Annotated in this window: 25 protein-coding genes; 13 read left to right on the top strand and 12 right to left on the bottom strand. The window is 70.1% G+C overall.

The features are described from left to right. The first annotated feature begins 184 nt into the window (after positions 1 to 184). Positions 185 to 1,231, top strand: coding sequence for a DUF808 domain-containing protein (locus BN1197_RS00255; protein ID WP_040155197.1), 1,047 nt, complete (start codon positions 185 to 187; stop codon positions 1,229 to 1,231). A gap of 77 nt (positions 1,232 to 1,308) precedes the next feature. Then, entirely contained in the window at positions 1,309 to 1,791 is a 483-nt protein-coding gene (locus tag BN1197_RS00250) for a TetR-like C-terminal domain-containing protein (protein ID WP_082043478.1), read from the top strand. Positions 1,792 to 1,890: 99 nt separating this feature from the next. On the opposite strand, the gene BN1197_RS00245 is transcribed toward BN1197_RS00250, so the two are convergent. The 4 genes from BN1197_RS00245 to BN1197_RS00235 all read right to left on the bottom strand — a co-directional run bounded on the left by BN1197_RS00245 (position 1,891) and on the right by BN1197_RS00235 (position 4,954). Then, a complete protein-coding gene (locus tag BN1197_RS00245; protein ID WP_040155240.1) occupies positions 1,891 to 2,337 on the bottom strand; it encodes a methyltransferase family protein in 447 nt (148 codons plus the stop codon). Then, a complete protein-coding gene (locus BN1197_RS17195; protein ID WP_176489679.1) occupies positions 2,334 to 2,492 on the bottom strand; it encodes a hypothetical protein in 159 nt (52 codons plus the stop codon). Before BN1197_RS17195 ends, BN1197_RS00245 begins: the two co-directional genes overlap by 4 nt. A 443-nt stretch (positions 2,493 to 2,935) precedes the next feature. After that, positions 2,936 to 4,030, bottom strand: a complete 1,095-nt coding sequence (ychF, locus tag BN1197_RS00240) for a redox-regulated ATPase YchF (protein ID WP_040155200.1) — start codon at positions 4,028 to 4,030, stop codon at positions 2,936 to 2,938. 66 nt (positions 4,031 to 4,096) lie between these two features. After that, positions 4,097 to 4,954 carry a thioesterase family protein gene (locus tag BN1197_RS00235; RefSeq protein ID WP_040155201.1) on the bottom strand — a complete coding sequence of 286 codons (858 nt, stop codon included), beginning with the start codon at positions 4,952 to 4,954 and terminating at the stop codon, positions 4,097 to 4,099. Between the two features lie 167 nt (positions 4,955 to 5,121). Here BN1197_RS00235 and BN1197_RS00230 point away from each other — a divergent pair, with 167 nt between their 5' ends. Next, positions 5,122 to 6,357 carry a DNA recombination protein RmuC gene (locus tag BN1197_RS00230; RefSeq protein WP_052465788.1) on the top strand — a complete coding sequence of 412 codons (1,236 nt, stop codon included), beginning with the start codon at positions 5,122 to 5,124 and terminating at the stop codon, positions 6,355 to 6,357. A gap of 109 nt (positions 6,358 to 6,466) precedes the next feature. On the opposite strand, the gene BN1197_RS00225 is transcribed toward BN1197_RS00230, so the two are convergent. Next, positions 6,467 to 7,480, bottom strand: coding sequence for a 4-hydroxy-3-methylbut-2-enyl diphosphate reductase (locus tag BN1197_RS00225; protein ID WP_040155202.1), 1,014 nt, complete (start codon positions 7,478 to 7,480; stop codon positions 6,467 to 6,469). A 211-nt stretch (positions 7,481 to 7,691) separates the two neighbouring features. Here BN1197_RS00225 and xseA (BN1197_RS00220) point away from each other — a divergent pair, with 211 nt between their 5' ends. Both xseA (BN1197_RS00220) and BN1197_RS00215 read left to right on the top strand, forming a co-directional pair. Next, positions 7,692 to 8,933: an exodeoxyribonuclease VII large subunit gene (gene xseA, locus BN1197_RS00220; RefSeq protein WP_040155203.1), complete on the top strand. Its 1,242-nt coding sequence runs from the start codon at positions 7,692 to 7,694 to the stop codon at positions 8,931 to 8,933. After that, positions 8,930 to 9,172, top strand: a complete 243-nt coding sequence (locus BN1197_RS00215; RefSeq protein ID WP_040155204.1) for an exodeoxyribonuclease VII small subunit — start codon at positions 8,930 to 8,932, stop codon at positions 9,170 to 9,172. The genes xseA (BN1197_RS00220) and BN1197_RS00215 overlap by 4 nt, the downstream gene beginning before the upstream one ends. A gap of 216 nt (positions 9,173 to 9,388) precedes the next feature. Here the strand turns inward: BN1197_RS00215 and BN1197_RS00210 are convergent, their stop codons facing one another. Beyond that, on the bottom strand, positions 9,389 to 10,075 hold the full coding sequence (locus tag BN1197_RS00210) for a DUF4245 family protein (protein ID WP_176489680.1): 687 nt from the start codon (positions 10,073 to 10,075) through the stop codon (positions 9,389 to 9,391). Positions 10,076 to 10,285: 210 nt separating this feature from the next. Here BN1197_RS00210 and BN1197_RS00205 point away from each other — a divergent pair, with 210 nt between their 5' ends. Beyond that, positions 10,286 to 10,912 carry a TetR/AcrR family transcriptional regulator gene (locus BN1197_RS00205; RefSeq protein ID WP_040155205.1) on the top strand — a complete coding sequence of 209 codons (627 nt, stop codon included), beginning with the start codon at positions 10,286 to 10,288 and terminating at the stop codon, positions 10,910 to 10,912. Between the two features lie 380 nt (positions 10,913 to 11,292). On the opposite strand, the gene BN1197_RS00200 is transcribed toward BN1197_RS00205, so the two are convergent. Next, positions 11,293 to 11,919: a TetR/AcrR family transcriptional regulator gene (locus tag BN1197_RS00200; RefSeq protein ID WP_040155205.1), complete on the bottom strand. Its 627-nt coding sequence runs from the start codon at positions 11,917 to 11,919 to the stop codon at positions 11,293 to 11,295. A 210-nt stretch (positions 11,920 to 12,129) separates the two neighbouring features. Between BN1197_RS00200 and BN1197_RS00195 the strand changes: the two genes are divergently transcribed. Beyond that, complete coding sequence (locus BN1197_RS00195; protein ID WP_176489680.1) at positions 12,130 to 12,816, top strand: DUF4245 family protein; 687 nt, start codon at positions 12,130 to 12,132, stop codon at positions 12,814 to 12,816. 216 nt (positions 12,817 to 13,032) lie between these two features. Here BN1197_RS00195 and BN1197_RS00190 read toward each other — a convergent pair whose 3' ends face one another. Beyond that, positions 13,033 to 13,275, bottom strand: a complete 243-nt coding sequence (locus tag BN1197_RS00190; protein WP_040155204.1) for an exodeoxyribonuclease VII small subunit — start codon at positions 13,273 to 13,275, stop codon at positions 13,033 to 13,035. Continuing rightward, positions 13,272 to 14,513 (bottom strand): exodeoxyribonuclease VII large subunit, encoded by a 1,242-nt coding sequence (xseA, locus tag BN1197_RS00185; protein ID WP_040155203.1) that lies wholly within the window; start codon positions 14,511 to 14,513, stop codon positions 13,272 to 13,274. The genes BN1197_RS00190 and xseA (BN1197_RS00185) overlap by 4 nt, the downstream gene beginning before the upstream one ends. A gap of 211 nt (positions 14,514 to 14,724) precedes the next feature. Here xseA (BN1197_RS00185) and BN1197_RS00180 point away from each other — a divergent pair, with 211 nt between their 5' ends. Further along, positions 14,725 to 15,738 (top strand): 4-hydroxy-3-methylbut-2-enyl diphosphate reductase, encoded by a 1,014-nt coding sequence (locus BN1197_RS00180; RefSeq protein ID WP_040155202.1) that lies wholly within the window; start codon positions 14,725 to 14,727, stop codon positions 15,736 to 15,738. Positions 15,739 to 15,847: 109 nt separating this feature from the next. Here BN1197_RS00180 and BN1197_RS00175 read toward each other — a convergent pair whose 3' ends face one another. After that, positions 15,848 to 17,083, bottom strand: coding sequence for a DNA recombination protein RmuC (locus BN1197_RS00175; RefSeq protein WP_052465788.1), 1,236 nt, complete (start codon positions 17,081 to 17,083; stop codon positions 15,848 to 15,850). Positions 17,084 to 17,250: 167 nt separating this feature from the next. Between BN1197_RS00175 and BN1197_RS00170 the strand changes: the two genes are divergently transcribed. From BN1197_RS00170 to BN1197_RS00160, 4 genes are all read left to right on the top strand, one after another. After that, positions 17,251 to 18,108, top strand: coding sequence for a thioesterase family protein (locus BN1197_RS00170; RefSeq protein WP_040155201.1), 858 nt, complete (start codon positions 17,251 to 17,253; stop codon positions 18,106 to 18,108). A 66-nt stretch (positions 18,109 to 18,174) separates the two neighbouring features. Beyond that, positions 18,175 to 19,269: a redox-regulated ATPase YchF gene (ychF, locus tag BN1197_RS00165; RefSeq protein ID WP_040155200.1), complete on the top strand. Its 1,095-nt coding sequence runs from the start codon at positions 18,175 to 18,177 to the stop codon at positions 19,267 to 19,269. A 443-nt stretch (positions 19,270 to 19,712) separates the two neighbouring features. Continuing rightward, positions 19,713 to 19,871: a hypothetical protein gene (locus tag BN1197_RS17190; RefSeq protein ID WP_176489679.1), complete on the top strand. Its 159-nt coding sequence runs from the start codon at positions 19,713 to 19,715 to the stop codon at positions 19,869 to 19,871. Further along, entirely contained in the window at positions 19,868 to 20,314 is a 447-nt protein-coding gene (locus BN1197_RS00160; protein ID WP_040155240.1) for a methyltransferase family protein, read from the top strand. The genes BN1197_RS17190 and BN1197_RS00160 overlap by 4 nt, the downstream gene beginning before the upstream one ends. A gap of 99 nt (positions 20,315 to 20,413) precedes the next feature. Here BN1197_RS00160 and BN1197_RS00155 read toward each other — a convergent pair whose 3' ends face one another. Both BN1197_RS00155 and BN1197_RS00150 read right to left on the bottom strand, forming a co-directional pair. Beyond that, complete coding sequence (locus BN1197_RS00155) at positions 20,414 to 20,896, bottom strand: TetR-like C-terminal domain-containing protein (RefSeq protein WP_082043478.1); 483 nt, start codon at positions 20,894 to 20,896, stop codon at positions 20,414 to 20,416. 77 nt (positions 20,897 to 20,973) lie between these two features. Next, on the bottom strand, positions 20,974 to 22,020 hold the full coding sequence (locus BN1197_RS00150) for a DUF808 domain-containing protein (protein ID WP_040155197.1): 1,047 nt from the start codon (positions 22,018 to 22,020) through the stop codon (positions 20,974 to 20,976). Between the two features lie 703 nt (positions 22,021 to 22,723). Here BN1197_RS00150 and BN1197_RS00145 point away from each other — a divergent pair. Beyond that, entirely contained in the window at positions 22,724 to 23,662 is a 939-nt protein-coding gene (locus BN1197_RS00145; RefSeq protein WP_040155196.1) for an NAD(P)-dependent oxidoreductase, read from the top strand. Positions 23,663 to 24,016 lie beyond the last annotated feature (354 nt).

The raw sequence follows: 24,016 nt of genomic DNA, 5'->3' as shown, positions 1-24,016 counted from the left end.
CCGTCCAGGGTGTCTCGGAGAAGCAGATCTCTCGTCGAATCCACCTCGCCGCAGCGATGTGCCCGGGGTTGCGAGGACGATCACGCAGGCCCCGCGCCGGGACGACGATGCGTCGCCGGTGTCGCCTGAAGCCCGCGGCCCTTTACCGTGTTCCCATGACGATCTCTCGCCCCGGGGCGCTCGCATGAGCGGTGGCCTCGTCGCTCTGCTCGACGACATCGCAACGCTGGCCCGGCTCGCCGCCGCTTCGGTCGACGACGTCGGTGCGGCCGCTGGTCGCGCCAGCGCCAAGGCCGCCGGTGTCGTGGTCGACGACACGGCCGTCACTCCGCGTTACCTCACGGGATTCACGCCCGACCGTGAGCTGCCTGCCATCAAACGCATCACGATCGGGTCGCTGCGCAACAAGCTCGTCTTCATCCTCCCGGCGGCGTTGCTGTTGAGTCAGTTCGCGCCGTGGCTGCTGACCCCGTTGCTCATGCTGGGTGGCACGTATCTCTCGTTCGAGGGTGCCGAGAAGATCTGGGAGAAGCTCCATCCTCACGAGGGAGCCGAAGAGGCCCCTGCCCTGCTCCAGGGCGATGACGCCGAGAACCGGATGGTGTCAGGAGCGATCCGTACCGACTTCATCCTCTCGGCCGAGATCATGGTCATCGCGCTCAACGAGGTGGCCGCGGAGACGTTGTGGGCGCGAGCGATCATCCTGGTCATCGTCGCCTTCGGCATCACCATCGGCGTGTACGGAGTGGTCGCCCTCATCGTGAAGATGGACGACATCGGCCTGCACATGACCCGCCGCAGGTCGGGCGCCGCGCAGGCGATCGGCCGGGGTCTGGTGACGGGAATGCCCAAGGTCCTCACCGCGCTGGGCGTCATCGGGACGGTCGCGATGTTGTGGGTCGGCGGACACATCCTGCTCGTGGGCTTCGACACCCTCGGCTGGCACGGCCCGTACTCGCTCGTGCACCACGCCGAGGAGGCGGTCATGCACGCGACCGGTCCCGCCGCGGGGGTGCTCGGGTGGCTGACGAACACCGTGGGATCAGCGATCTTCGGCCTTCTCGTGGGTGCGATCGTCGTGGCGATCATGCACGTCATCCCGCGCAAGAAGAAGCACGGGGACACGTCATCGCACGCGGCCGCGGACGCGGCATCTACCCCGGCCGCCACTGCCTCGGAGTCCGGCTCCGCAGAGGGCACCGGCTCCACTGCCGCACCGCCCGCGCCCTGACGCACTGAGCGGCGTCGACGGAGTGTTGCCTTCGTCGCCGGTCATCCGGATCGACGCTCGGCCTCCCCGGTGATGGCGTGGAGCACGGCGCAGGAGATCTGCGCATCGAGGAGGTCGCGCGCCGATCCGGGGTGCATCGATCCTCGATCTACCGCAGATGGGGCGATGTCGCGGGGATCGTGGCCGACCTGGCGCACGACATCGCGGCCGGTCTCGACGCGCCCGCGACCGGCAGCCTGCGCGGCGACCTCGAAGCGCTCGCCGTTCAGGTGGCCGCGCGCCTCGACGGGGACGGGCCTGCGCTGATCACCGCACTGCTCGCATGGTCGGATCCGGGGGTCCGCGACGTGCTGCAACAGTTCTGGGAGGAGCGGCGAGCCACCGTCGCCACCGTGCTCCGACGGCACGGTCACAATGACGACCCGGCATCCGTCACCCGGCTTCTCGCCGGCCCCCTGTACTACCAGGCACTCATCGAGCGACGCTCACCGACGCACGCCACCATCAGCGATGCGGTCTCAGCGGCGGTTGCCCGCATCTCGGTGACGTCCCCTGCCTGATCGTCGAGCATTGTCACGCGGGCTGCAGCAGCGTGACCGCGCCGTGTTTCTTGGAGGCCGTTGCTCGCGCCGGTCACACCGGGCTCATGCGCTGACGCGTCAGCCGACCGCCAGCCAGCGAGGTGTCTTCGCCGTGTACGCGTCGTACGCGTCACCGAACCGATCCCGCAGAACGGCCTCCTCCGCGGGGATCTGCCACCGATCGATCGCAGCGACGAACATGGCGACGGGAACGAGCAAGCTCGGCGATCGACGCATGACCGCGTGCGCGGCGAGGAGCCCGGCGATTCCGACGTACATCGGGTTGCGGGTCACGCGGTTCGGACCACTGGTGACCAGCGCCGAGGCATCGGGCGTCATGGGGTTGACCGTGGTGCGGCGCCTACCGAACTCGGCGATCGATCCGACCATGAGCCCGGCCGAGCCCAGACCGACGGCCCCGGCCACCGCGGTCGATGTCTTCGTCGCCTCGAGGTTCCTGCCGAGGGCGAGTTGCGCCCCGAACGCCATGAGCGCGAGGCCGACCGGCGGCACGCGCGGCGTCATCGTCGCCACCCGGCGAGGTCACGGGCACCTCGATAGACCGTGCCGCAGCTGTTCTCACGGTCGTGTTCGTGCTCGCCCCTGCGCGCAGGGATCGGATCGGCCATGGTGACGCCGATCCCGTCCATGACGTCCATGCGCGAATGAATGATCGCCATGCACCGACCATAGAGGGAACGCGGGCCGACGGCCCAACGGTCAGCGCTATGCCAGTTGACAGTGGGAGACCAACAGCCGAGTCCGACGGCACGTGGCGCTACGTCGCACGTTGCTCACTCGACGAAGCGACCGGTGATGTTGTGTGGGAAGTACGCGAGCTCTACCCCCGGGCCCGGCGACGGCTTCGGCTATACCGCGAATCCGATAGCGGCGAGCGACACCACCCTGGAGGAGCTTCGTCAGGACCTCTCTCGAATGCTGACCGACCTGGATCGTCCTGTGCTCGACCTCACCACCGGCCCGGCACGCTTGCTCGACTCCGGAAACGCCAGGATCGAATCAGTCGATCAGTTCGACCCGAATCGACAACCCACCGCGTTCCCGTCGTCTCGGTCATGGCCGACGGCTGCTCACCTCAACTGACAAATGTGGATGTGCAGGGTCACACATTGAACCTGAACTCCACCACGTCCCCGTCCGCCATGACGTAGTCCTTGCCCTCCATGCGGACCTTGCCTGCGGCCTTGGCCTCGGCCATCGAGCCGGCGGCGACGAGGTCGTCGAAGCCGACGATCTCGGCCTTGATGAAGCCCTTCTGGAAGTCGGTGTGGATGACGCCCGCGGCCTGGGGGGCGGTCCAGCCCTGGCGGATCGTCCAGGCGCGAGATTCCTTGGGGCCGGCGGTGAGGTAGGTCTGCAGGCCGAGGGTGCGAAAGCCCTTGTGGGCGAGCTGGTCCAGTCCACGTTCGGTGACGCCCACGGACTCCAGCAGTTCGGCGGCATCGCCGTCGTCGAGTTCGGCGACCTCGGACTCCAACTTGGCGTTGAGGAAGATCGCCTCGGCCGGAGCGACGAGCGCCTGCAGGTCGGCGTGGAGCTTGTCGTCGGTGAGCTGGTCCTCGTCGAGGTTGAACACGTAGAGGAATGGCTTGGTCGTCATCAACCCCAGCTCGCGCAACAGGCCCACATCGGTGCCGCTCTTCGCGAGCTCACCGGCTTTGGCGAACAGCGTGTGCCCGGCCTCGAGCACCTCGTTGGCGGCGACGGCGGCGTCGAGCACAGCTTTGTCGACCTTCTTGCCCTTGACCTCCTTCTCGAGACGCGGGATCGCCTTCTCGAGGGTCTGGAGGTCGGCGAGGATGAGCTCGGTGTGGATCGTCTCCATGTCCGAACTCGGGTCAACCCTGCCGTCGACGTGGGTGACGTCGTCGTCGGCGAACGCGCGCACGACCTGGCAGATCGCGTCGGCCTCACGGATGTTCGCGAGGAACTTGTTGCCGAGGCCCTCACCGGTGGAGGCGCCGCGCACGATGCCGGCGATGTCGACGAAGCTCACCGTGGCCGGGAGGATCTTCTCGCTGCCGAAGATCTCCGCGAGCCGGCCCAGGCGCGGATCCGGCAGCGGCACGACTCCGACGTTGGGCTCGATCGTGGCGAACGGATAGTTCGCGGCGAGCACGTTGTTCTTGGTCAGCGCGTTGAACATCGTCGACTTGCCGACGTTGGGGAGACCGACGATTCCGATGGTGAGTGCCACGAGACCAGGAGTTTACCGGCCGCCCCGCGAACCGCCGCATCCGCCGCGGGCTGACGCCCCGCGCGTTCACGCGGGCAGAGTCCACCCCTCGGGGATACGCACGCTGCAGAGCTGGCGCGACTGCGCGACGAGGCGATCGGTGGAGTCCCAGAGGAGGGCGTCCTCCTCCATGAGTCCGCCGGTGAGTACGCGCGTGCGGGTCTCCATGCGTAGCCACCCCGGCGCGGGCCGCCCACGCACGTGCCCGGTGAATTCCAACGTCGGCGCCCACCCGCCGATGCCGAGGTCGAACGACACCGGCGGCATGGCGTCGAGCATGAACAGCAGCCCGACGGGATCGGCGTCTCGGCCGTCGGCGAACCGCATCCACGCCCGCATCTCCCCGCGGCCCGACGGCCGACCGAGGGCCCACTCCGCCGTCGCCGGATCCAGGCGTAGATCGAGGCGGTGCATGAGTGGCGGGGTCTCCATCGGGCCCGCGTCGCGTGCCGTCGACGCCGACGGGCAGTGCTCGGGATCCGGCATGTCGGGCGGGGTGATCGAGCGGTGGACCTGGGAAGACGCGTCCAGATCGCCGTACGTGGCGAGCGCCCGCATGCGTTCGACGGGCGAGCCGTCGGGGCCGGCCTGACTCACGACGGCCTCACCGGTGGAGAACGTGCGGCCGCGACGCAGCACCTCCGTCGTCACCTCGACCGGCCCGTCCACGCCGGCCGAGAGGAAGTGCGCCGACAACGCCAGGGGGTCGGCGTGGGGTGTCTCGCCCGAGTCGAGTACCTGCCTGAGCGCCTCGGCCGCGAGACCCATGACGACTCCCCCGTTCACCGCGGGTCCGATCGTCCAGTCCTCGGTCATGCGCCCGGTGAACACGCCGGGCCGATCGGTGGCGGTGAGCGCCATCGCGCTGTCGAACTCGAAGTCCATGGCTGTGGTCTACCAGACGCGACCGATGGCAGGGTGCGACACTTCGCGTCGACTTCGTGGCGAGCACGGGCACGAATGGCGCTTTCCACTGCCTGCCCGAGACTGCGGCGACGACTGCGTCCTCGCAGGTGGGAAGGGTTGTCGGTGGTCACTGTCATCGTGCGGTCATGGATCTCGTGCACCTCATCGTGTTGCTGCTCGGCGTGGCCGTCGGCGCGCTCGTCACGTGGCTCGCCGTGCGCGCCCGTTACGCGGCGCCCCTGGCTGCTCTCGGCGCCGAACGCGACGCCTTGCGCGGACGCGTGGACGAACTGCGCCGCCACGAGGAGGACGACGAGGCCGTCATGGCGGCGCTCGCCCCGGTGACGAGCGCGCTGGCCAGGGTGGAGCGTCAGGTGGGTGTGCTCGAGCGCGATCGGGTCGAGCAGTTCGGCGTGCTCGGCGAGCGGCTCGGCGAGGTCGCCACGACCACCCGGGCGCTGCAGCAGCAGACCTCCACGCTGGCCGGTTCGCTCAACTCCTCGACCACACGCGGGGTCTGGGGCGAGACGGCGCTGCGCCGGCTGCTCGAGCACGCCGGACTGCTCGGGCGCTGCGACTTCGACGAGCAGGTCACCGCGCATACCCGGCACGACCAGGCCGTGCGGCCCGACGTCGTCGTGCGCCTGCCCGGAGGCAAGTCGCTCGTGGTCGACGCCAAGGCACCGATGACGGCGTTCCTCGCGGCCCAGTCCGCGGAGCACCCCGAACGAGAACGACGGCGTCTGCTGGCCTCGCACGCGTCGTCGCTGCGGGGTCACGTCGAGACCCTCGCGAAGAAGGAGTACTGGACGGCGTTCTCCTCGACCCCCGAGATGGTCGTGTGCTTCGTGCCCTCCGACGCGGTGCTCGCGGCCGCTCTCGACGCCGACCCCGCCCTCTACGACCACGCGATGGGCCGCCGGGTCGTCCTGGCCTCCCCCGCCACGCTGCTCGCTCTCCTGCGCACGGTCGCCTTCACCTGGCAGCAGGAGGCGCTCACCGAGAACGCGCGCGAGCTCCTCGACCTCGGCCGCGACCTCTACTCGCGTCTCGGCACCCTCGGGGGCCACGTCACCAAGGTCGGCGGTTCGTTGCGCCGCAGCGTCGACGCCTACAACGCGATGGTCGGCGCACTGGAGTCACGCGTCTTCGTCACGGCCCGGCGTATGCACGAACTGGGCCTCGCCCACGATCATCCGGACGCGCTGTCGGTCGTCGACGTCGCACCCCGCCCGCTCACCGCGGCAGAACTCCTCGAACAACTCGATGACGGCAGCGCACGCCGAGACGCCCACGCCCTCGACAGTGAGCGGCCGGCGCGATCGGCGACCGGCGCAGGGTCCGAAGCGCCCGGCGTCGAGCGGGATAACCGGACGGCGTAGGAGAGGGCCGGTCATGCTCACGTCGAGGCCGTGGCGGCGAAGCACGTCGTGGACGACGCCGTCGAGCCGGGCCCGTCAAGATCTGTCACGTGCCCCGCAGTCCGGCAGGTCAGCGCAACGAGGCTCCGGCGTCGCTCTTGACCTTGGCGTCGTACGGGATTCCCCGAGCCTTGAGATCGCGACGCAGGTCGTTGGGGAGCGCGAACAACAGGCTCTCCTCGGCCGCGACGACAGGTTCGACGTCGGTGAAGCCCCGCTCGGCGAGGTAGGCGAGCACGTCGTTGACGAGGATCTCCGGCACCGAGGCGCCGCTACTCACGCCGACGGTGCGCACTCCTTCGAGCCACGCCTCGTCGATCTCGTCGGCGTAGTCGACCAGTTGACCGGCCTTGGCGCCGTGCTCGAGCGCGACCTCGACCAGGCGCACCGAGTTGGAGGAGTTGCGCGAACCGACGACGAGCATGAGGTCGACGTCGGCGGCCATCTTCTTGACCGCGCCCTGGCGGTTCTGCGTGGCGTAGCAGATGTCGTCGCTCGGCGGATCCTGCAGCTGCGGAAAGCGCTCACGCAGCCGGCGCACGGTCTCCATGGTCTCGTCGACGCTGAGCGTGGTCTGCGAGAGCCACACGACCTTCGAGGGGTCGCGCACCTCGATGTTCTCGACGTCGTCGGGCCCGTCGACCAGCGTGATGTGGGCGGGAGCCTCGCCGGCGGTGCCGATGACCTCCTCGTGACCCTCGTGGCCGATGAGCAGGATGTCGTAGTCGTCGCCGGCGAACCGCTTGGCCTCGCGGTGCACCTTGGTGACGAGCGGGCAGGTGGCATCGATCGACCGCAGCGAGCGCGCCTTCGCCTCTTCGTGCACCACCGGCGCCACACCGTGGGCGGAGAACACGACCGTGGCGCCCTCGGGCACCTCGTCGGTCTCCTCCACGAAGATCGCGCCGCGGCGCTCGAGCACGGCGACGACATGCTTGTTGTGGACGATCTGCTTGCGCACGTAGACCGGGGCGCCGTACAGCTCGAGAGCCTTCTCGACGGTGACGACGGCGCGGTCGACGCCGGCGCAGTATCCACGCGGGGCGGCCAGGAGAACCTTCAAGTCGTCAGTCACGCACCTCATCCTACGAAAGCCCCCTGGACGCCGCCTGTGCGCACAGGGTCGCGACCGGAGGACGCCGACCGACTCGCCCACGCCCGCCGTCCCTCCCGGTGCACCGATGCGCACAGGCTGAGAGCCCGCCCCCATCGGATCGAGCACCGATCCGTCGACCTGCCGACGACCGGCTCGCGGCTGCCCGGGCCCGACGACCTGCGCTGGCATACTGGCGCGGGTGAGCGAGCCCCTGCCCGAGAAGGCGGCCGAGACGTCGGCCGAGCGCCCGTGGCCGCTGCGACTCCTCTCGATGAAGATCACCGACTACGTCGACCGGATGTCGCCGGTGTGGGTGGAGGGCCAACTCGTCCAGCTCAACCGGCGCCCGGGCGCCCGCTCCTGCTTCGTGACCCTGCGCGATCCCGACGTCGACATGTCGATGACGGTGACCGTGCCGGTGGTCGTCCTCGACCGCATGCCGATCTCCGAGGGCAGCCGCGTCGTCGTCCACGCCAAGGCGACGTACTGGAGCAAGCGCGGCACCCTGCAGCTCGAGGCACGCGACATGCGTCCCGTCGGCGAGGGCGAGCTCTTGGTGCGCCTCGAACACCTCAAACGGGTCCTCGCTGCGGAGGGTCTGTTCGCGGTCGAGCGCAAGCGGGCGGTGCCGTTCCTTCCTCGCCGTGTCGGCCTCATCTGCGGCCGGGCGAGTGCGGCGATGCGCGACGTGCACGAGAACGCCCGGCGCCGCTGGCCGGCGGTGGCCTTCGAGACGCGCGAGGTGCCCGTTCAGGGCTCCGACGCGGTGGCCGCCGTCACCGAGGCGCTGCGCGAACTCGACGCCCACCACGAGGTCGACGTCATCGTCATCACCCGCGGCGGGGGCTCGTTCGAGGACCTCCTGCCGTTCAGCAACGAGGCGCTCGTACGCGCCGTGGCAGCGGCGACGACGCCCGTCGTCAGCGCGATCGGGCACGAGGTCGACACCCCGCTGCTCGACTTCGTGGCCGACCTGCGCGCCTCGACACCCACCGACGCGGCCAAACACATCGTCCCCGACGTCGAGGTCGAACGGGCCGGCATCCTGCGCTCGGTGGAACGTGCCCGGTCCGGCCTCGAATCCCGGATCGCCGGCGAGCGCCGCCACCTCGAGGTCCTGCGCAGCCGCCCCGTCCTCGTCGACCCGCACGCGACCCTGGCCCCACATCGCAGCGTCATCGAGCAACAGCGCGAGCGCTCCCGGCGGGCCCTGCGATCGCGGCTCGAGCGCGCTCGGGCCCACGTCGAGGCTCTGCGCGCACAGCTTCGGGCGCTCTCGCCACAGGGCACCCTGGATCGCGGGTACGCCATCGTGCTGCACGCCGACGGCCGCATCGTCACCGACCGGACCGAGGTCGACGTCGACGAGATCCTGCGCGTCAAGGTGGCGCGCGGCGACTTCGGGGTGCGCCCCGTGACCAAGAGGAAGGCGAGAACGTGACCTCGACCCACAGCGAGCACGGCGACGAGCGCCCCGAGGTGTCCTCGCTCTCCTACGAACAGGCCCGCGACGAGCTCGTCGAGACCGTCGCCCGCCTCGAATCCGGCACCGCCGACCTCGAGACGAGCGTCGCCCTCTGGGAGCGCGGCGAGGCACTCGCCGCTCACTGCACGGCCGCCCTGGACCGGGCAGAGAAGCGCCTCGACCGGGAGCAGCGAGACGACTCCGAGCCGAGCTGAACGCTTCGAGCTCTCGAGCGGGCCGGCACCGGCCATGGGACGGCCGCCGATCCCCCGGCGGCGAACAGCGCTGCATCAGGCGCAAACACGAGATCCGACTCGGGCGGTCCTGACGCGCTCGCGCCTTCCGCGCTGCCGGAGCGGCGACCTCGGCCGGACGGGCCGAACGCCTCGCGGCACCGACCGGAGCCTCGAACCCGCCTGGCCTCCGACGCCTCATCCTCGGTACGGCCGAAGCGAGGCCGCGACGTGCTCGAGCGTTTCGTAGTCGGCGAGTCCGCTGACGACCGTCGTCATGCCGCCGACCTCTCCGACGAGGCCGCGTCGTGCCGGGTCCCCGTTGGTCGTGTAGCGCGCCCAGGAGCGGCCGTCGACGGTCGTTGTCCCGTCCGGCTTTCCGTGGGCGACGGCCTCCTCGACCCAGGCCGTCCTCGTGTCTGCCGGCGTCTCGGCACCGGCCTGCTGAACCGCGACGAACACCGAGTCGTCGTCGGTGCGCTGGTATCCGGCGTACCAGGTGAGCGTGGGCGCGGTCTGATGCCGCACGCTCGTCGCCTTCCACGGCTGCCCCGGTTCGCCGAGCTGCGGAACCCACACCGTCGCGCCGGTCTCGTCGTGCACGGCGCGGGCCACTGGAGTGACGTCGACAGGGGGCTGGGACACGGCGTCGGGGCGCGGGACGACCGAGTAGAGCACGGCGACGACCGCGGCGACCGCAGCCATCGACAGCACGAGGCTGCGCCAGTTGCCGTGAGCATGCGGATTCAGGCGCGGCGCGGGACCAGCATCCTCGGGCTGCCTGGCACTCTCGACCGGCGCCGTCCCACCGGCCTCCTCAAGGCTGCGGGTGTCGTCCTCGGCATGCGCTCCGGTCGATGAGGGATGAGGGGTCGAGGACGTCATGGGCCCATTCTTGCCCATCCGACCCACCCGTCCCTCCCCCGGCGCCGCGTCGGCCCGCGCCTCACGACCGCCGAGACAGCCGCCGTTTCCGCTCCCACTGAGCGTGTCGGACCCTTCGAGATGGAAACGGCGGCTGTCTCGGCGTCGAGGCTCGTGGGAGGAGAAACGGGGCACCCGGTACATTCACCGCATGATGAAATCGGTGACTGCGTGAGCCCGCGAGGTCGCCGCCCAACCGGCGCCGACGCGCGGGGAGACATCCTCTCGGCGGCCCGACGCGCCTTCGCCCGTTCGGGGTACGCCCGGACATCGATGCGCGCCGTCGCCCGCGAGGCCGGCGTCGACCCGGCGCTCGTCCATCACTACTTCGACGGTAAGTCCGACCTCTTCTTCCACGCCATCATCGGCGACATCGAGAACGAGGGCGAAGGCCGCATCAACCCCGCGGCGATCGTCCGCAGCATCACCGCCGGGCCCCCCGACGAACTCGGTTACCGGTGGACGGTCGGCTTCCTCCGACTGTGGGACCGCCCCGGGGCAGCGGACCGGTTGGTCTCGATGATCGGCGCCGTCGCCTCCGGTGACGAGGTGCGCGAGCCGGTGATGCAATTCCTCCAGGAGGAGGTCTTCACGCCGATCGTCGCGCAGGTCGCCCCCGACCGTCCCGAGCTCCGCTCGCAGCTCGCCGCCTCGCACGTCATCGGCCTCGCGATCACGCGGTACGTCGCGCGCCTGCCCCACATCGTGGCGATGACGGCCGAGGAACTGTCGGCCTTCACCTCCGGCAACCTGCAGCACTACCTCACGGGCGACCTCGGAGCCGGGTCGACCTCCTGACGCGCGACGACGCAGCGCCTGCACGGCGTCACACCTTCACAGCCGGCACCGAGCAGACCTCGACTCAGGGTCTTGGCCTCGACGCCGCCCTCGGCCACGTCGCCTTGCATGGGCCGCGCCACACCCGCCACCTCGCCCCAAGCGCGCGCCACCCTTGCCTCGCACGGGGGGACGGTCTAGATTTCATCACGTGATGAAATCTAGACCGTCCCCCCGTGCGAGGCAAGGGTGGCGCGCGCTTGGGGCGAGGTGGCGGGTGTGGCGCGGCCCATGCAAGGCGACGTGGCCGAGGGCGGCGTCGAGGCCAAGACCCTGAGTCGAGGTCTGCTCGGTGCCGGCTGTGAAGGTGTGACGCCGTGCAGGCGCTGCGTCGTCGCGCGTCAGGAGGTCGACCCGGCTCCGAGGTCGCCCGTGAGGTAGTGCTGCAGGTTGCCGGAGGTGAAGGCCGACAGTTCCTCGGCCGTCATCGCCACGATGTGGGGCAGGCGCGCGACGTACCGCGTGATCGCGAGGCCGATGACGTGCGAGGCGGCGAGCTGCGAGCGGAGCTCGGGACGGTCGGGGGCGACCTGCGCGACGATCGGCGTGAAGACCTCCTCCTGGAGGAATTGCATCACCGGCTCGCGCACCTCGTCACCGGAGGCGACGGCGCCGATCATCGAGACCAACCGGTCCGCTGCCCCGGGGCGGTCCCACAGTCGGAGGAAGCCGACCGTCCACCGGTAACCGAGTTCGTCGGGGGGCCCGGCGGTGATGCTGCGGACGATCGCCGCGGGGTTGATGCGGCCTTCGCCCTCGTTCTCGATGTCGCCGATGATGGCGTGGAAGAAGAGGTCGGACTTACCGTCGAAGTAGTGATGGACGAGCGCCGGGTCGACGCCGGCCTCGCGGGCGACGGCGCGCATCGATGTCCGGGCGTACCCCGAACGGGCGAAGGCGCGTCGGGCCGCCGAGAGGATGTCTCCCCGCGCGTCGGCGCCGGTTGGGCGGCGACCTCGCGGGCTCACGCAGTCACCGATTTCATCATGCGGTGAATGTACCGGGTGCCCCGTTTCTCCTCCCACGAGCCTCGACGCCGAGACAGCCGCCGTTTCCATCTCGAAGGGTCCGACACGCTCAGTGGGAGCGGAAACGGCGGCTGTCTCGGCGGTCGTGAGGCGCGGGCCGACGCGGCGCCGGGGGAGGGACGGGTGGGTCGGATGGGCAAGAATGGGCCCATGACGTCCTCGACCCCTCATCCCTCATCGACCGGAGCGCATGCCGAGGACGACACCCGCAGCCTTGAGGAGGCCGGTGGGACGGCGCCGGTCGAGAGTGCCAGGCAGCCCGAGGATGCTGGTCCCGCGCCGCGCCTGAATCCGCATGCTCACGGCAACTGGCGCAGCCTCGTGCTGTCGATGGCTGCGGTCGCCGCGGTCGTCGCCGTGCTCTACTCGGTCGTCCCGCGCCCCGACGCCGTGTCCCAGCCCCCTGTCGACGTCACTCCAGTGGCCCGCGCCGTGCACGACGAGACCGGCGCGACGGTGTGGGTTCCGCAGCTCGGCGAACCGGGGCAGCCGTGGAAGGCGACGAGCGTGCGGCATCAGACCGCGCCCACGCTCACCTGGTACGCCGGATACCAGCGCACCGACGACGACTCGGTGTTCGTCGCGGTTCAGCAGGCCGGTGCCGAGACGCCGGCAGACACGAGGACGGCCTGGGTCGAGGAGGCCGTCGCCCACGGAAAGCCGGACGGGACAACGACCGTCGACGGCCGCTCCTGGGCGCGCTACACGACCAACGGGGACCCGGCACGACGCGGCCTCGTCGGAGAGGTCGGCGGCATGACGACGGTCGTCAGCGGACTCGCCGACTACGAAACGCTCGAGCACGTCGCGGCCTCGCTTCGGCCGTACCGAGGATGAGGCGTCGGAGGCCAGGCGGGTTCGAGGCTCCGGTCGGTGCCGCGAGGCGTTCGGCCCGTCCGGCCGAGGTCGCCGCTCCGGCAGCGCGGAAGGCGCGAGCGCGTCAGGACCGCCCGAGTCGGATCTCGTGTTTGCGCCTGATGCAGCGCTGTTCGCCGCCGGGGGATCGGCGGCCGTCCCATGGCCGGTGCCGGCCCGCTCGAGAGCTCGAAGCGTTCAGCTCGGCTCGGAGTCGTCTCGCTGCTCCCGGTCGAGGCGCTTCTCTGCCCGGTCCAGGGCGGCCGTGCAGTGAGCGGCGAGTGCCTCGCCGCGCTCCCAGAGGGCGACGCTCGTCTCGAGGTCGGCGGTGCCGGATTCGAGGCGGGCGACGGTCTCGACGAGCTCGTCGCGGGCCTGTTCGTAGGAGAGCGAGGACACCTCGGGGCGCTCGTCGCCGTGCTCGCTGTGGGTCGAGGTCACGTTCTCGCCTTCCTCTTGGTCACGGGGCGCACCCCGAAGTCGCCGCGCGCCACCTTGACGCGCAGGATCTCGTCGACGTCGACCTCGGTCCGGTCGGTGACGATGCGGCCGTCGGCGTGCAGCACGATGGCGTACCCGCGATCCAGGGTGCCCTGTGGCGAGAGCGCCCGAAGCTGTGCGCGCAGAGCCTCGACGTGGGCCCGAGCGCGCTCGAGCCGCGATCGCAGGGCCCGCCGGGAGCGCTCGCGCTGTTGCTCGATGACGCTGCGATGTGGGGCCAGGGTCGCGTGCGGGTCGACGAGGACGGGGCGGCTGCGCAGGACCTCGAGGTGGCGGCGCTCGCCGGCGATCCGGGATTCGAGGCCGGACCGGGCACGTTCCACCGAGCGCAGGATGCCGGCCCGTTCGACCTCGACGTCGGGGACGATGTGTTTGGCCGCGTCGGTGGGTGTCGAGGCGCGCAGGTCGGCCACGAAGTCGAGCAGCGGGGTGTCGACCTCGTGCCCGATCGCGCTGACGACGGGCGTCGTCGCCGCTGCCACGGCGCGTACGAGCGCCTCGTTGCTGAACGGCAGGAGGTCCTCGAACGAGCCCCCGCCGCGGGTGATGACGATGACGTCGACCTCGTGGTGGGCGTCGAGTTCGCGCAGCGCCTCGGTGACGGCGGCCACCGCGTCGGAGCCCTGAACGGGCACCTCGCGCGTCTCGAAGGCCACCGCCGGCCAGCGGCGCCGGGCGTTCTCGTGCACGTCGCGCATCGCCGCACTCGCCCGGCCGCAGATGAGGCCGACACGGCGAGGAAGGAACGGCACCGCCCGCTTGCGCTCGACCGCGAACAGACCCTCCGCAGCGAGGACCCGTTTGAGGTGTTCGAGGCGCACCAAGAGCTCGCCCTCGCCGACGGGACGCATGTCGCGTGCCTCGAGCTGCAGGGTGCCGCGCTTGCTCCAGTACGTCGCCTTGGCGTGGACGACGACGCGGCTGCCCTCGGAGATCGGCATGCGGTCGAGGACGACCACCGGCACGGTCACCGTCATCGACATGTCGACGTCGGGATCGCGCAGGGTCACGAAGCAGGAGCGGGCGCCCGGGCGCCGGTTGAGCTGGACGAGTTGGCCCTCCACCCACACCGGCGACATCCGGTCGACGTAGTCGGTGATCTTCATCGAGAGGAGTCGCAGCGGCCACGGGCGCTCGGCCGACGTCTCGGCCGCCTTCTCGGGCAGGGGCTCGCTCACCCGCGCCAGTATGCCAGCGCAGGTCGTCGGGCCCGGGCAGCCGCGAGCCGGTCGTCGGCAGGTCGACGGATCGGTGCTCGATCCGATGGGGGCGGGCTCTCAGCCTGTGCGCATCGGTGCACCGGGAGGGACGGCGGGCGTGGGCGAGTCGGTCGGCGTCCTCCGGTCGCGACCCTGTGCGCACAGGCGGCGTCCAGGGGGCTTTCGTAGGATGAGGTGCGTGACTGACGACTTGAAGGTTCTCCTGGCCGCCCCGCGTGGATACTGCGCCGGCGTCGACCGCGCCGTCGTCACCGTCGAGAAGGCTCTCGAGCTGTACGGCGCCCCGGTCTACGTGCGCAAGCAGATCGTCCACAACAAGCATGTCGTCGCCGTGCTCGAGCGCCGCGGCGCGATCTTCGTGGAGGAGACCGACGAGGTGCCCGAGGGCGCCACGGTCGTGTTCTCCGCCCACGGTGTGGCGCCGGTGGTGCACGAAGAGGCGAAGGCGCGCTCGCTGCGGTCGATCGATGCCACCTGCCCGCTCGTCACCAAGGTGCACCGCGAGGCCAAGCGGTTCGCCGGCGACGACTACGACATCCTGCTCATCGGCCACGAGGGTCACGAGGAGGTCATCGGCACCGCCGGCGAGGCTCCCGCCCACATCACGCTGGTCGACGGGCCCGACGACGTCGAGAACATCGAGGTGCGCGACCCCTCGAAGGTCGTGTGGCTCTCGCAGACCACGCTCAGCGTCGACGAGACCATGGAGACCGTGCGCCGGCTGCGTGAGCGCTTTCCGCAGCTGCAGGATCCGCCGAGCGACGACATCTGCTACGCCACGCAGAACCGCCAGGGCGCGGTCAAGAAGATGGCCGCCGACGTCGACCTCATGCTCGTCGTCGGTTCGCGCAACTCCTCCAACTCGGTGCGCCTGGTCGAGGTCGCGCTCGAGCACGGCGCCAAGGCCGGTCAACTGGTCGACTACGCCGACGAGATCGACGAGGCGTGGCTCGAAGGAGTGCGCACCGTCGGCGTGAGTAGCGGCGCCTCGGTGCCGGAGATCCTCGTCAACGACGTGCTCGCCTACCTCGCCGAGCGGGGCTTCACCGACGTCGAACCTGTCGTCGCGGCCGAGGAGAGCCTGTTGTTCGCGCTCCCCAACGACCTGCGTCGCGATCTCAAGGCTCGGGGAATCCCGTACGACGCCAAGGTCAAGAGCGACGCCGGAGCCTCGTTGCGCTGACCTGCCGGACTGCGGGGCACGTGACAGATCTTGACGGGCCCGGCTCGACGGCGTCGTCCACGACGTGCTTCGCCGCCACGGCCTCGACGTGAGCATGACCGGCCCTCTCCTACGCCGTCCGGTTATCCCGCTCGACGCCGGGCGCTTCGGACCCTGCGCCGGTCGCCGATCGCGCCGGCCGCTCACTGTCGAGGGCGTGGGCGTCTCGGCGTGCGCTGCCGTCATCGAGTTGTTCGAGGAGTTCTGCCGCGGTGAGCGGGCGGGGTGCGACGTCGACGACCGACAGCGCGTCCGGATGATCGTGGGCGAGGCCCAGTTCGTGCATACGCCGGGCCGTGACGAAGACGCGTGACTCCAGTGCGCCGACCATCGCGTTGTAGGCGTCGACGCTGCGGCGCAACGAACCGCCGACCTTGGTGACGTGGCCCCCGAGGGTGCCGAGACGCGAGTAGAGGTCGCGGCCGAGGTCGAGGAGCTCGCGCGCGTTCTCGGTGAGCGCCTCCTGCTGCCAGGTGAAGGCGACCGTGCGCAGGAGAGCGAGCAGCGTGGCGGGGGAGGCCAGGACGACCCGGCGGCCCATCGCGTGGTCGTAGAGGGCGGGGTCGGCGTCGAGAGCGGCCGCGAGCACCGCGTCGGAGGGCACGAAGCACACGACCATCTCGGGGGTCGAGGAGAACGCCGTCCAGTACTCCTTCTTCGCGAGGGTCTCGACGTGACCCCGCAGCGACGACGCGTGCGAGGCCAGCAGACGCCGTCGTTCTCGTTCGGGGTGCTCCGCGGACTGGGCCGCGAGGAACGCCGTCATCGGTGCCTTGGCGTCGACCACGAGCGACTTGCCTCCGGGCAGGCGCACGACGACGTCGGGCCGCACGGCCTGGTCGTGCCGGGTATGCGCGGTGACCTGCTCGTCGAAGTCGCAGCGCCCGAGCAGTCCGGCGTGCTCGAGCAGCCGGCGCAGCGCCGTCTCGCCCCAGACCCCGCGTGTGGTCGAGGAGTTGAGCGAACCGGCCAGCGTGGAGGTCTGCTGCTGCAGCGCCCGGGTGGTCGTGGCGACCTCGCCGAGCCGCTCGCCGAGCACGCCGAACTGCTCGACCCGATCGCGCTCGAGCACACCCACCTGACGCTCCACCCTGGCCAGCGCGCTCGTCACCGGGGCGAGCGCCGCCATGACGGCCTCGTCGTCCTCCTCGTGGCGGCGCAGTTCGTCCACGCGTCCGCGCAAGGCGTCGCGTTCGGCGCCGAGAGCAGCCAGGGGCGCCGCGTAACGGGCGCGCACGGCGAGCCACGTGACGAGCGCGCCGACGGCCACGCCGAGCAGCAACACGATGAGGTGCACGAGATCCATGACCGCACGATGACAGTGACCACCGACAACCCTTCCCACCTGCGAGGACGCAGTCGTCGCCGCAGTCTCGGGCAGGCAGTGGAAAGCGCCATTCGTGCCCGTGCTCGCCACGAAGTCGACGCGAAGTGTCGCACCCTGCCATCGGTCGCGTCTGGTAGACCACAGCCATGGACTTCGAGTTCGACAGCGCGATGGCGCTCACCGCCACCGATCGGCCCGGCGTGTTCACCGGGCGCATGACCGAGGACTGGACGATCGGACCCGCGGTGAACGGGGGAGTCGTCATGGGTCTCGCGGCCGAGGCGCTCAGGCAGGTACTCGACTCGGGCGAGACACCCCACGCCGACCCCCTGGCGTTGTCGGCGCACTTCCTCTCGGCCGGCGTGGACGGGCCGGTCGAGGTGACGACGGAGGTGCTGCGTCGCGGCCGCACGTTCTCCACCGGTGAGGCCGTCGTGAGTCAGGCCGGCCCCGACGGCTCGCCCGTCGAACGCATGCGGGCGCTCGCCACGTACGGCGATCTGGACGCGTCTTCCCAGGTCCACCGCTCGATCACCCCGCCCGACATGCCGGATCCCGAGCACTGCCCGTCGGCGTCGACGGCACGCGACGCGGGCCCGATGGAGACCCCGCCACTCATGCACCGCCTCGATCTACGCCTGGATCCGGCGACGGCGGAGTGGGCCCTCGGTCGGCCGTCGGGCCGCGGGGAGATGCGGGCGTGGATGCGGTTCGCCGACGGCCGAGACGCCGATCCCGTCGGGCTGCTGTTCATGCTCGACGCCATGCCGCCGGTGTCGTTCGACCTCGGCATCGGCGGGTGGGCGCCGACGTTGGAATTCACCGGGCACGTGCGTGGGCGGCCCGCGCCGGGGTGGCTACGCATGGAGACCCGCACGCGCGTACTCACCGGCGGACTCATGGAGGAGGACGCCCTCCTCTGGGACTCCACCGATCGCCTCGTCGCGCAGTCGCGCCAGCTCTGCAGCGTGCGTATCCCCGAGGGGTGGACTCTGCCCGCGTGAACGCGCGGGGCGTCAGCCCGCGGCGGATGCGGCGGTTCGCGGGGCGGCCGGTAAACTCCTGGTCTCGTGGCACTCACCATCGGAATCGTCGGTCTCCCCAACGTCGGCAAGTCGACGATGTTCAACGCGCTGACCAAGAACAACGTGCTCGCCGCGAACTATCCGTTCGCCACGATCGAGCCCAACGTCGGAGTCGTGCCGCTGCCGGATCCGCGCCTGGGCCGGCTCGCGGAGATCTTCGGCAGCGAGAAGATCCTCCCGGCCACGGTGAGCTTCGTCGACATCGCCGGCATCGTGCGCGGCGCCTCCACCGGTGAGGGCCTCGGCAACAAGTTCCTCGCGAACATCCGTGAGGCCGACGCGATCTGCCAGGTCGTGCGCGCGTTCGCCGACGACGACGTCACCCACGTCGACGGCAGGGTTGACCCGAGTTCGGACATGGAGACGATCCACACCGAGCTCATCCTCGCCGACCTCCAGACCCTCGAGAAGGCGATCCCGCGTCTCGAGAAGGAGGTCAAGGGCAAGAAGGTCGACAAAGCTGTGCTCGACGCCGCCGTCGCCGCCAACGAGGTGCTCGAGGCCGGGCACACGCTGTTCGCCAAAGCCGGTGAGCTCGCGAAGAGCGGCACCGATGTGGGCCTGTTGCGCGAGCTGGGGTTGATGACGACCAAGCCATTCCTCTACGTGTTCAACCTCGACGAGGACCAGCTCACCGACGACAAGCTCCACGCCGACCTGCAGGCGCTCGTCGCTCCGGCCGAGGCGATCTTCCTCAACGCCAAGTTGGAGTCCGAGGTCGCCGAACTCGACGACGGCGATGCCGCCGAACTGCTGGAGTCCGTGGGCGTCACCGAACGTGGACTGGACCAGCTCGCCCACAAGGGCTTTCGCACCCTCGGCCTGCAGACCTACCTCACCGCCGGCCCCAAGGAATCTCGCGCCTGGACGATCCGCCAGGGCTGGACCGCCCCCCAGGCCGCGGGCGTCATCCACACCGACTTCCAGAAGGGCTTCATCAAGGCCGAGATCGTCGGCTTCGACGACCTCGTCGCCGCCGGCTCGATGGCCGAGGCCAAGGCCGCAGGCAAGGTCCGCATGGAGGGCAAGGACTACGTCATGGCGGACGGGGACGTGGTGGAGTTCAGGTTCAATGTGTGACCCTGCACATCCACATTTGTCAGTTGAGGTGAGCAGCCGTCGGCCATGACCGAGACGACGGGAACGCGGTGGGTTGTCGATTCGGGTCGAACTGATCGACTGATTCGATCCTGGCGTTTCCGGAGTCGAGCAAGCGTGCCGGGCCGGTGGTGAGGTCGAGCACAGGACGATCCAGGTCGGTCAGCATTCGAGAGAGGTCCTGACGAAGCTCCTCCAGGGTGGTGTCGCTCGCCGCTATCGGATTCGCGGTATAGCCGAAGCCGTCGCCGGGCCCGGGGGTAGAGCTCGCGTACTTCCCACACAACATCACCGGTCGCTTCGTCGAGTGAGCAACGTGCGACGTAGCGCCACGTGCCGTCGGACTCGGCTGTTGGTCTCCCACTGTCAACTGGCATAGCGCTGACCGTTGGGCCGTCGGCCCGCGTTCCCTCTATGGTCGGTGCATGGCGATCATTCATTCGCGCATGGACGTCATGGACGGGATCGGCGTCACCATGGCCGATCCGATCCCTGCGCGCAGGGGCGAGCACGAACACGACCGTGAGAACAGCTGCGGCACGGTCTATCGAGGTGCCCGTGACCTCGCCGGGTGGCGACGATGACGCCGCGCGTGCCGCCGGTCGGCCTCGCGCTCATGGCGTTCGGGGCGCAACTCGCCCTCGGCAGGAACCTCGAGGCGACGAAGACATCGACCGCGGTGGCCGGGGCCGTCGGTCTGGGCTCGGCCGGGCTCATGGTCGGATCGATCGCCGAGTTCGGTAGGCGCCGCACCACGGTCAACCCCATGACGCCCGATGCCTCGGCGCTGGTCACCAGTGGTCCGAACCGCGTGACCCGCAACCCGATGTACGTCGGAATCGCCGGGCTCCTCGCCGCGCACGCGGTCATGCGTCGATCGCCGAGCTTGCTCGTTCCCGTCGCCATGTTCGTCGCTGCGATCGATCGGTGGCAGATCCCCGCGGAGGAGGCCGTTCTGCGGGATCGGTTCGGTGACGCGTACGACGCGTACACGGCGAAGACACCTCGCTGGCTGGCGGTCGGCTGACGCGTCAGCGCATGAGCCCGGTGTGACCGGCGCGAGCAACGGCCTCCAAGAAACACGGCGCGGTCACGCTGCTGCAGCCCGCGTGACAATGCTCGACGATCAGGCAGGGGACGTCACCGAGATGCGGGCAACCGCCGCTGAGACCGCATCGCTGATGGTGGCGTGCGTCGGTGAGCGTCGCTCGATGAGTGCCTGGTAGTACAGGGGGCCGGCGAGAAGCCGGGTGACGGATGCCGGGTCGTCATTGTGACCGTGCCGTCGGAGCACGGTGGCGACGGTGGCTCGCCGCTCCTCCCAGAACTGTTGCAGCACGTCGCGGACCCCCGGATCCGACCATGCGAGCAGTGCGGTGATCAGCGCAGGCCCGTCCCCGTCGAGGCGCGCGGCCACCTGAACGGCGAGCGCTTCGAGGTCGCCGCGCAGGCTGCCGGTCGCGGGCGCGTCGAGACCGGCCGCGATGTCGTGCGCCAGGTCGGCCACGATCCCCGCGACATCGCCCCATCTGCGGTAGATCGAGGATCGATGCACCCCGGATCGGCGCGCGACCTCCTCGATGCGCAGATCTCCTGCGCCGTGCTCCACGCCATCACCGGGGAGGCCGAGCGTCGATCCGGATGACCGGCGACGAAGGCAACACTCCGTCGACGCCGCTCAGTGCGTCAGGGCGCGGGCGGTGCGGCAGTGGAGCCGGTGCCCTCTGCGGAGCCGGACTCCGAGGCAGTGGCGGCCGGGGTAGATGCCGCGTCCGCGGCCGCGTGCGATGACGTGTCCCCGTGCTTCTTCTTGCGCGGGATGACGTGCATGATCGCCACGACGATCGCACCCACGAGAAGGCCGAAGATCGCTGATCCCACGGTGTTCGTCAGCCACCCGAGCACCCCCGCGGCGGGACCGGTCGCGTGCATGACCGCCTCCTCGGCGTGGTGCACGAGCGAGTACGGGCCGTGCCAGCCGAGGGTGTCGAAGCCCACGAGCAGGATGTGTCCGCCGACCCACAACATCGCGACCGTCCCGATGACGCCCAGCGCGGTGAGGACCTTGGGCATTCCCGTCACCAGACCCCGGCCGATCGCCTGCGCGGCGCCCGACCTGCGGCGGGTCATGTGCAGGCCGATGTCGTCCATCTTCACGATGAGGGCGACCACTCCGTACACGCCGATGGTGATGCCGAAGGCGACGATGACCAGGATGATCGCTCGCGCCCACAACGTCTCCGCGGCCACCTCGTTGAGCGCGATGACCATGATCTCGGCCGAGAGGATGAAGTCGGTACGGATCGCTCCTGACACCATCCGGTTCTCGGCGTCATCGCCCTGGAGCAGGGCAGGGGCCTCTTCGGCTCCCTCGTGAGGATGGAGCTTCTCCCAGATCTTCTCGGCACCCTCGAACGAGAGATACGTGCCACCCAGCATGAGCAACGGGGTCAGCAGCCACGGCGCGAACTGACTCAACAGCAACGCCGCCGGGAGGATGAAGACGAGCTTGTTGCGCAGCGACCCGATCGTGATGCGTTTGATGGCAGGCAGCTCACGGTCGGGCGTGAATCCCGTGAGGTAACGCGGAGTGACGGCCGTGTCGTCGACCACGACACCGGCGGCCTTGGCGCTGGCGCGACCAGCGGCCGCACCGACGTCGTCGACCGAAGCGGCGGCGAGCCGGGCCAGCGTTGCGATGTCGTCGAGCAGAGCGACGAGGCCACCGCTCATGCGAGCGCCCCGGGGCGAGAGATCGTCATGGGAACACGGTAAAGGGCCGCGGGCTTCAGGCGACACCGGCGACGCATCGTCGTCCCGGCGCGGGGCCTGCGTGATCGTCCTCGCAACCCCGGGCACATCGCTGCGGCGAGGTGGATTCGACGAGAGATCTGCTTCTCCGAGACACCCTGGACGGGCCCCTCGGTAGAGCTGGGCAGGGCGCGGGCCTGCGGATCCGGCGACGAATGCCGCGTCTCGCGTCGAGGGCGCGGACCTCACGCAACAAAGACCGGTCACTCGGGGCAGTCCGGCGGAGTGCTCGCACAACAGCGCTGGTCAGGGCGGCGCGGTCGGAAAACGGTCGAGTGGTGACCGGTCTTTGTTGCGTGAGCCTCGCGATCACCGGCGCGCGAGGAGGCGATGCCGGCGCCGCGGGGCTCGCTGGGAGAGAAGCGACGTTCGGATCTGCGGCCGAGCGGGCCCGCGGGCCGGGTGGCTCCGTGCAAGTGACACGCGCACCGGAGACGGCGTCGAGACACTGTGCACGCCGTACGCAGGGTGCATGGTGCGCCTCGAGCGTGTGCCGATGACCGTCGGCGTGCACAGTGCGCTTCGAGCGTGTGTCGATAACCGAGGACGTAGACGGATGCCGCGATACGCGCCGTGCGCGGGGCCCCGACAAGCGGCGTCGACCGGCCTGGGGGAGAGTGGCGGCATGACGACCAATCTCCTGTGGCCCGACACGCTCGACGCGCCCGAGTTCGACGGTGACATCAGGGTCACCGTCTATGACGCCGCCCGACCGCTGCCTCGATCCGTAGCGGACACAGACGTGTTCGTCGTCTGGGGCAGGCCGGGACGACTGCACCGCGAGGACGCCGAACTGCTGACGAACGTGCGCCTCATCCAGGGCTTCATGGCGGGCACCGACGAGCTGACCGCAGCCGGGTTCGGTGACGACGTCGTCATCTGTTCGGGGGTCGGGCTGCACGACGCCACCGTCTCGGAGCACACCCTCGCACTCGTCCTCGCCCTCGTGCGGAGGCTGCCCGCCTGCCTCGAGGCGCAGCGCACCCACACGTGGCGGCACGACTTCGCCGGCCACCAGCCGCTGCATCCCCAGGGGCCGATCACGACATTGCTCGATGCGAACGTTCTGATCTGGGGCTTCGGCAGCATCGCCCAGACACTCGCGCCCGTGCTCGCCTCCCTCGGGGCGCGAGTGCGCGGTGTCGCGCGCACTGCCGGAACGCGGGCAGGATTCGAGGTCGTCACCGACGCCGACCTCGCGACCGCGCTGCCGGAGACCGACGTCCTCATCTCGATCCTTCCTGGCGGTGACGCGACGCGTCACACCATCGACGCCGACCGGCTCGCCCTCCTGCCCGAGCACGCGTACCTCGTCAACGTCGGCCGCGGATCGGTGCTCGACGAGGAGGCGCTCATCGAGGCGCTGCGGGCCGGCACCCTTGGCGGTGCTGCCCTCGATGTCATGGAGACCGAGCCACTGCCGCAGGACTCACCGCTGTGGGATGCGCCGAACATCATCCTCACCCCGCACTGCGCCGGCGGGCGACCCGTCGGATACGCCGACCTGGTACGCGACAACCTCGCCGCCTTGAACGGAGACGGTGAGTTCCGTAACCGGGTCTGACGCATCTCCGCTCGAACAGGCGGTTTTCACCGCGTCTGTCGGCGCATAACGCAGGCTCGTGGGGTGGAACCGCCTGTCTGAGGTCTCGTGTTCGGTGGCCGTGGAGTGGAACCGCCTGTTCGAGCGCCGGGTCAGGCCGTCTGATCCCGCTCAGACAGGCGTTTTCACCGCGTCTGTCGGCGCATAACGCGGGCTCGCGGGGTGGAACCGCCTGTCTGAGGTCTCGTGTTCGGTGGCCGTGGAGTGGAACCGCCTGTCCGAGCGCCGGGCGAGGTCACCTGATCCCGCTCAGACAGGCGCTTTCATCGCGTCTGTCGGCGCATTGCGCGGGCTCGTGGGGTGGAACCGCCTGTT

This window comes from Mobilicoccus massiliensis, from assembly GCF_000826525.2.
Classification (GTDB): Bacteria; Actinomycetota; Actinomycetes; order Actinomycetales; family Dermatophilaceae; genus Mobilicoccus; species Mobilicoccus massiliensis.
Note: the sequence above shows the minus strand (reverse complement) of the source record. Positions and strands in the feature narration are given on the sequence as shown.